This is a genomic window from Agromyces humi (assembly GCF_009720255.1).
GTDB classification, from domain to species: Bacteria; Actinomycetota; Actinomycetes; order Actinomycetales; family Microbacteriaceae; genus Agromyces; species Agromyces humi.
Window position 1 is genome coordinate 1 of sequence record NZ_WJSP02000205.1, and the last position, 6,506, is coordinate 6,506.

7 protein-coding genes are annotated in these 6,506 nt (G+C 66.3%); 4 read left to right on the forward strand and 3 right to left on the reverse strand.

The window, feature by feature from the left end:
- Window positions 1-160 precede the first annotated feature (160 nt).
- Both purE and GH736_RS14780 read left to right on the forward strand, forming a co-directional pair.
- Window positions 161-628 (forward strand): 5-(carboxyamino)imidazole ribonucleotide mutase, encoded by a 468-nt coding sequence (purE, locus tag GH736_RS14775; RefSeq protein ID WP_203230789.1) that lies wholly within the window; start codon window positions 161-163, stop codon window positions 626-628.
- Entirely contained in the window at window positions 625-1,989 is a 1,365-nt protein-coding gene (locus GH736_RS14780; RefSeq protein WP_159604649.1) for an LCP family protein, read from the forward strand. Before purE ends, GH736_RS14780 begins: the two co-directional genes overlap by 4 nt.
- Window positions 1,990-2,001: 12 nt before the next feature.
- Here the strand turns inward: GH736_RS14780 and GH736_RS14785 are convergent, their stop codons facing one another.
- The gene (locus tag GH736_RS14785; protein WP_159604651.1) at window positions 2,002-2,985 is read right to left on the reverse strand and encodes a glycosyltransferase; all 984 of its coding nucleotides are present in this window, start codon (window positions 2,983-2,985) and stop codon (window positions 2,002-2,004) included.
- 40 nt (window positions 2,986-3,025) lie between these two features.
- Between GH736_RS14785 and GH736_RS14790 the strand changes: the two genes are divergently transcribed.
- Window positions 3,026-3,316: a hypothetical protein gene (locus tag GH736_RS14790; RefSeq protein WP_159604653.1), complete on the forward strand. Its 291-nt coding sequence runs from the start codon at window positions 3,026-3,028 to the stop codon at window positions 3,314-3,316.
- Window positions 3,313-4,836 carry a glycosyltransferase family 2 protein gene (locus GH736_RS14795; RefSeq protein ID WP_159604655.1) on the forward strand — a complete coding sequence of 508 codons (1,524 nt, stop codon included), beginning with the start codon at window positions 3,313-3,315 and terminating at the stop codon, window positions 4,834-4,836. Before GH736_RS14790 ends, GH736_RS14795 begins: the two co-directional genes overlap by 4 nt.
- Window positions 4,837-4,858: 22 nt before the next feature.
- Here the strand turns inward: GH736_RS14795 and rfbD are convergent, their stop codons facing one another.
- The gene (rfbD, locus tag GH736_RS14800; RefSeq protein WP_159604657.1) at window positions 4,859-5,710 is read right to left on the reverse strand and encodes a dTDP-4-dehydrorhamnose reductase; all 852 of its coding nucleotides are present in this window, start codon (window positions 5,708-5,710) and stop codon (window positions 4,859-4,861) included.
- Window positions 5,711-5,712: 2 nt separating this feature from the next.
- Window positions 5,713-6,506, reverse strand: a 794-nt coding sequence (gene rfbB / locus GH736_RS14805; RefSeq protein ID WP_159604659.1) for a dTDP-glucose 4,6-dehydratase, incomplete at its 5' end; no start/stop codon positions are given.

The following is a 6,506-nucleotide window of genomic DNA, read 5'->3' on the forward strand; positions in this document are numbered from 1 at the left end:
CGCTCGCCTCCTGTTCCCATTCAATCTATCGGCAGGGGCGGACCGCTCGCGGTGCCTGTGGAGAGCGGCGGGACGCCCTGCGTGCCTTCGGTGAACTGCCAGTGCCGCCGTCTACACTCATCGGGTGACTGCAGCAACCACCCCGCTCGTCGGCGTCGTGATGGGTTCCGACTCCGATTGGAACGTGATGCGCGAGGCATCCGATCTGCTCGACGAATTCGGCGTCGCGCACGAGGTCGAGGTCGTCTCCGCGCACCGCACGCCCGAGAAGATGATCGCCTATGGCAAGCAGGCGGCCGAGCGCGGCCTCAAGGTGATCATCGCCGGCGCTGGGGGAGCCGCGCACCTTCCCGGCATGCTCGCCTCCGTCACCACCCTGCCCGTCGTGGGCGTGCCCGTGCCGCTGTCGCGCCTCGACGGGCTCGACTCGCTGCTCTCGATCGTGCAGATGCCGGCCGGTGTCCCCGTCGCCACCGTCTCCATCGGCGGCGCGAAGAACGCCGGCCTCATCGCCGTGAAGATCCTGGCGACGTCGGATGCCGCGTTGAGCTCCGCGCTCGCCGAGTACGCCACCGCCCTCGCCGCCCTCGTCGAGGAGAAGAACGAACGGCTCAAGTCCAACCGATGAGCCTCGCCGCAAGCCCGATCCGCTTCCCGGATGTCGCCTCCCGCACGGTCATGACGCGCCGCGCGTGGTGGCTCATCGTGCTCAACGTGCTCATCCCCGGCTCCGCCCAGGTGCTCGCCGGTGACCGCAAGCTCGGGCGCTTCGGCCTCGGGGCGACGCTGACGCTCTGGCTCCTCGCCGTCGCCGCCCTCGTCGTCTGGTTCCTCTGGCCGACCGTGCTCTACACGGTGTTCTCGACGAGCATCACCCTGTGGGTGGTGGCGGCCCTGCTCGTGTTCTACGCGGTGCTGTGGGTCATCCTGACCCTCGACACCCTGCGGCTCGTGCGCCTCGTGAAGACCGCCCCGTCGGCCCGCGCGTGGGTCGCCGCGCTGTCGGTCGCGCTCATGGTGGCCGTCTCCGGAACGGCCGCATACGGCGCCTACCTCGCGACGACGGCGAGCGGATTCCTCTCGTCGGTGTTCGTGGCGGGGCCCAGCGAGCCGCCGATCGACGGCCGCTACAACGTGCTCCTCCTCGGCGGCGACGCCGGGCCCGATCGCGACGGACTCCGGCCCGACAGCATCCGGGTCGTGAGCATCGACGCCGAGACCGGCCAGGCCGTCACCATCGGCCTCCCGCGCAACATGGTCGACGTCCCCTTCAACGACGACTCGCCCCTGAGCTCGCTCTATCCTGAGGGGTACGGAGCCATCGACGGCTGCGAGGTCGACGTCTGCATGCTCAACTCGATCTACACCGAGGTCGAGCTGAAGAGCCCCGACATGTACCCCGACGCGGTCTCACAGGGCTCCGAGCCCGGCATCGAGGCGATGCGGGATGCCGCAGAGGGCATCACCGGGCTGCCGATCCAGTACTACGTGCTCATCGACATGGCGGGATTCCAGCAGCTCATCGACGCACTGGGCGGCGTGACGATCAACGTTCCCGAGGACGTGCCGATCCACGCCGACGAGACCTTCACCACGGTCGCGGAGTGGATCCCCGCCGGCGAGCAGCACCTCGACGGCTACCACGCGCTCTGGTACGCGCGGTCGCGCCACGGCACGAGCGACTACGACCGGATGGCCCGTCAGCTCCAGCTCCAGGAGGCGGTGCTGGCGCAGTTCAATGCGGCGAACGTGCTCTCGAAGTTCCAGGAGATCGCGGCCGCCGGGTCGCAGGTCGTGAAGACCGACGTGCCGCAGGGCATGCTCGGGTACTTCGTCAACCTCGCGTCGAAGACGAAGGAACTGCCCGTGATCGACGTGCCGCTCGTGCCCGACAACGGCGTGGATCCCGAGGATCCCGACTACGAGTACATCCGTCAGTTGGTGCAGCAGGCCGTGTTCCCGCCCACGCAGGAGCCGGCAGAGGGCTGACGCCCTCGCGCGTCAGGTGGTCAGGAATCGCCGCAGCATGCCCGGGATCGGGCCCCGGATCCGAAGCAGACCGTGCGCCGCACCCACCGTGATCGCGACGGCGTGCTTCCAGCGATTCGGCCCGCTGACGACTGCGTCGAACGTCGGCTCGATCTGGCGCTTGACGACCGCTAGTGTCCATCGAGGGCGCTTCCGCGCATTCCTGAACACGAGATCGATATTGTTCCTCGTGATGTAGTACTGGCGGAACGGTGAGTGGTATTGGTACTCGTGCACCCCCTTCCGGTGTCGTAGGGGGATGCCGAACGGGCGGAATGGCACCATCTCGCCGAGTGCGTGCGAGATGTCGGTGCCCTCGGCGACCGCGATCCGAAACCCCCGGTCGCGAACCCGGAGGCAGAACTCAGTGTCGACGCAGTCGATGACGAGTCGCTCGTCGAAGTGGCCGGCGTTCTCGATGCACTCTCTAGAGATCACGAAACCGGACTGGATCGCCTCGGGCACGAGGCCGAGGCCTTCGGGCGAGTACCACGTCGGAATGGAGGGCTGTCCGTTGACATGGTCGGAGCAAACGATGCCGAGATGGGTGACGGGGTTCGCCTTGGCGAACGTGTCGAGGCAGGCGGCCACGTAACCTTCCGGAAGTCGCGTGTCCTGGTCGGTGTTGACGACAAAGTCAGCTCCATCGGCGAGTGCTGCTCGCACGCCGACGTTAAGTGCACGCGCGATCCCGGCGTTCTGGTCGAGTCTGATCACACGCGTCGAACTCGACAATCGCGTCAGCAACGCATTCGCGGCAGGACCGGTTCCGTCGTCCACGATGATCACCTCGTCGACCTGACGTGCGAGGGCGCGGAGATTCGACTCGACGGATGCGTCGGGGTGATACGTAGGGACGACCGCGACGACGCGGGGTCGATGCGATGCGGTCGGCGTGTGGCCGGGTGTATCAGCGGTGCGCGTCGGTGTGGCTCGGGACGATCGCACGGGGGGCATTAGGCTAGTCTACGTCCGCCGTCGAGAGGAAGCATTCCGCGTGAGCGTCGCCCCCAACGCCCATTGGTCACAGGGAAGGTCGTGCACAGAACTCGACCCCCAGGAAGCGGCGAACGAGTCGCGTCTGGAGTTGCTCGACCGTGTGATCGGCTTGGAACAGCAGCTGAACGAACTTCAGACCGCGAACCTCCTGTCGCCGAGCGAGACGATCGCGGTCGAGCAGCGCCTCGCGAGCATGCATGCGTCGGCGGCGTGGCGCGTGGGCCGCATCGTCACCCTCCCATTGAGGGCTGCGCGCGTCGTCGCCCGTCGACTTCGGTTCCCTCGATGACCGATCAGGCGCTCCGCGACGCGGCGCCGATCACAGAGGCATGGATCGATTCCGCCGGCCACACTCTGTCCGAGATCGAGTCGATGATCGAGTCCATCGCCTCGACGGTCGAACGCGATCGTCCCTCGACCTTCCTCATCGTCGACCGGCGTTCCGAGGAGGAATCGGCGGACCTCCTGGCCGTTGCGGATCGCCACGCGGTCGGTATTCTCTCCTCCGACCCCGAGGCGCTGAATGCACGCCTTGCTAAAACCACGGCGGAATTCCTGATCGTGGTGCGTTGGGGTCGGCCCGTTCCGGATCTCATTCGAAGGCTGCTCGGCTTCTTCGACCGCTTCCCCGAGACGGACCTCGTCTACGGCGATTCGATGACGGAAACTGGACGACCGTTCCTGCGACCGGCGTTCTCGCCCATCCGACTTCGCAGCAATGACTATCTCGGCCCTGTCGTCTGCATCCGCATCGACGTCCTTCGACGCCTCGGAGGCCTTCGCGCCGAAGCACGCCGAGCACAGGTGCTCGATGTGGCGCTGCGCGCGTATCGCAACGATGCCGTCATCGCCCTGATTCCAATGCGCCTAGCCACCGAGGATCTCGCGCCGGGCGATTTCGCAGGCACCTCCGACGCGCAGCGTCGCGTCGTCGAATCCTGGCTCGCCGCAGCGGGAATCGACGCGACCGTCGAGGATATCAAGCCGTTCGTGAGGCGAGTCCGATACAAGGTCATTGGAGAGCCGCTGATCTCGGTCGTGATCCCGACCCGGGGCAGCTCGGCTCGGATCGGGAATGTCGACCGCGTGCTCGTCGTCGAGGCCGTTCGTGGCATCGTCGAACGGTCGACCTACGCGCACCTCGAGTTCGTTGTCGTGGCCGACGCGGATACACCGGTCGAGGTCGTGGACGAGCTCGAGGCGATTTGCGGGGATCACCTCAGATTGCTGGTCTGGGATGCGCCGTTCAACTTCAGTGCGAAGATGAACCGCGGCGCTGCCGCCGCCCGCGGCGAGTACCTTCTCCTGCTGAACGATGACGTCGAAATGGTCACCGATGACTCGATCGAGACCATGCTGGGGCTGGCACAGCAAGACGGCGTGGGAATCGTCGGAGCCCAGTTGTACTTTGAAGACAGCACGGTACAGCACGCGGGCCAGGTGTACACCGGTGGCGTCGCCGGTCACGCCGCATTCGGGTGGCCGGGCGGGCGCGATGATGATGTCGCATCGATGATCACGGACCACGAGGTGTCCGGTGTGACCGCGGCATGTGCGCTCATGAGACGCGACCTCTATCACGAGGTCGGCGGATTCACGCTCTCGCTGCCCGGGAACTACAACGACGTCGACTTGAATCTGAAGGTTCGTATGACCGGTCGGTCGGCGATCTTCACGCCATGGTCACGCCTGTACCACTTCGAGTCGAAGACGCGCGATCCGCGGGTGCTCGAATCGGACCTCACGACTCTGCGGGCGCGATGGGCACGCCGGATGCAACTGGAGATGTACTCGCGCATGCTGCTCTGACGGGCCGGAGCCGACGCCTGGTTCAGGGAGTGGTCAGGACGCCGTGGCGGGCTGCATCGGCGAGAGCATCTCGCCAATGCCGCATCTCCGCCAATCCCGAAGAAGCCCACGCGTCGTGGCCGAGCACGGAGAACGCTGGACGTGGTGCAGGGCGTACGAACGCAGAGCTGTCGGTCGGGGTGATCCGGGTCGGATCCAACCCGGCTTCCTCGAGGACCGCTCGGGCGAACTCGAGCCAGGTCGCACGCCCGGAATTGGTCCCGTGGTAGATCCCGGGGGGAGTGCCGGCGTCGATGAGGCGGACGATCTGGTCGGCCAGATCGGCCGTCCAGGTGGGCTGGCCGACTTGATCGTCGACGACGCTCCACGTGTGCTTCGAATCCGCGATGCGCAACATGGTCTTCGCGAAGTTCGGGCCGCCCGCACCGTAGAGCCATGCCGTTCGCACGATGGCCGTTCGTTCCGGATTCGCAGCCAGCGCCAGCCGCTCACCCGCGGCTTTCGTCCGCCCGTACGCGGAGATGGGTGCGTACTCGGAGTCCTCGCGGTACGGTTCGGTCGCCGCACCATCGAAGACGTAGTCCGTCGAGATCTGCACGAGTCGCGCACCATGCTCGGCGGCACCGAGGCCGAGATTCTTCGCGCCTTCGGCGTTCACGGCGTATGCAGCGCCCTCGTTCGCTTCCGCATCGTCGACCTTCGTGTATGCCGCAGCGTTGATGACGACGTCGTGTCCGGAAACCGCCTCGAGGACGGAGTCGAGGTCCGTCACGTCGAGGTCGGCGCGGCCGAGCGCCGTGATCTCGCGTCCCGCGAGCGATACCTGGAGGTCCTGGCCGAGCATGCCGGACGCACCGGCGATGAGATAGCGCATGACTACTGGCCCTGTGCCCGGTAGCGCGCCTCGGTGGCATCCTTCTGCGGAGCCCACCATGACTGGTTGTCGCGGTACCACGCGACGGTGTCCGCGATGCCGGCCTCGAAGTCGGAGAACCGTGGCTGCCATCCGAGCTCGGTGCGCAAACGTGTCGAGTCGATCGCGTAGCGCAGGTCGTGGCCGGGACGGTCGACGACGTGGTCATACGCGTCCGCGGGCTGGCCGAGCGCCGTGAGGATCAGCTCGACGACCTCCTTGTTATTCTTCTCCCCGTCGGCTCCGATCAGGTAGGTCTCGCCGATCTCGCCCTTCTCGAGGATCGTCAGAACGGCGGACGAGTGATCGTTAGCGTGGATCCAGTCGCGGACGTTCTCGCCCTTCCCGTAGAGCTTCGGCCGCTCGCCGCGCAGCACGTTCGTGATCTGGCGGGGGATGAACTTCTCGACATGCTGGTATGGGCCGTAGTTGTTCGAGCAGTTCGAGATCGTCGCCTTAACGCCGAAGGAACGGACCCACGCACGCACGAGCAGGTCGCTGCCGGCCTTCGTCGACGAGTACGGGCTGGAGGGGTTGTACGGGGTCAGTTCCGTGAACTTGGCCGGGTCGTCCAGTTCGAGGTCGCCGTAAACCTCGTCCGTCGAGATGTGGTGGAAGCGCATGTCGTGCTTCCGTGCCGCCTCGAGGAGCGTGTACGTGCCGATGATATTCGTCTCGAGGAACGGGCGAGGATCGTCGAGCGAGTTGTCGTTGTGGCTCTCGGCCGCGTAGTGCACCACCGCATCCTGCTCGCCGA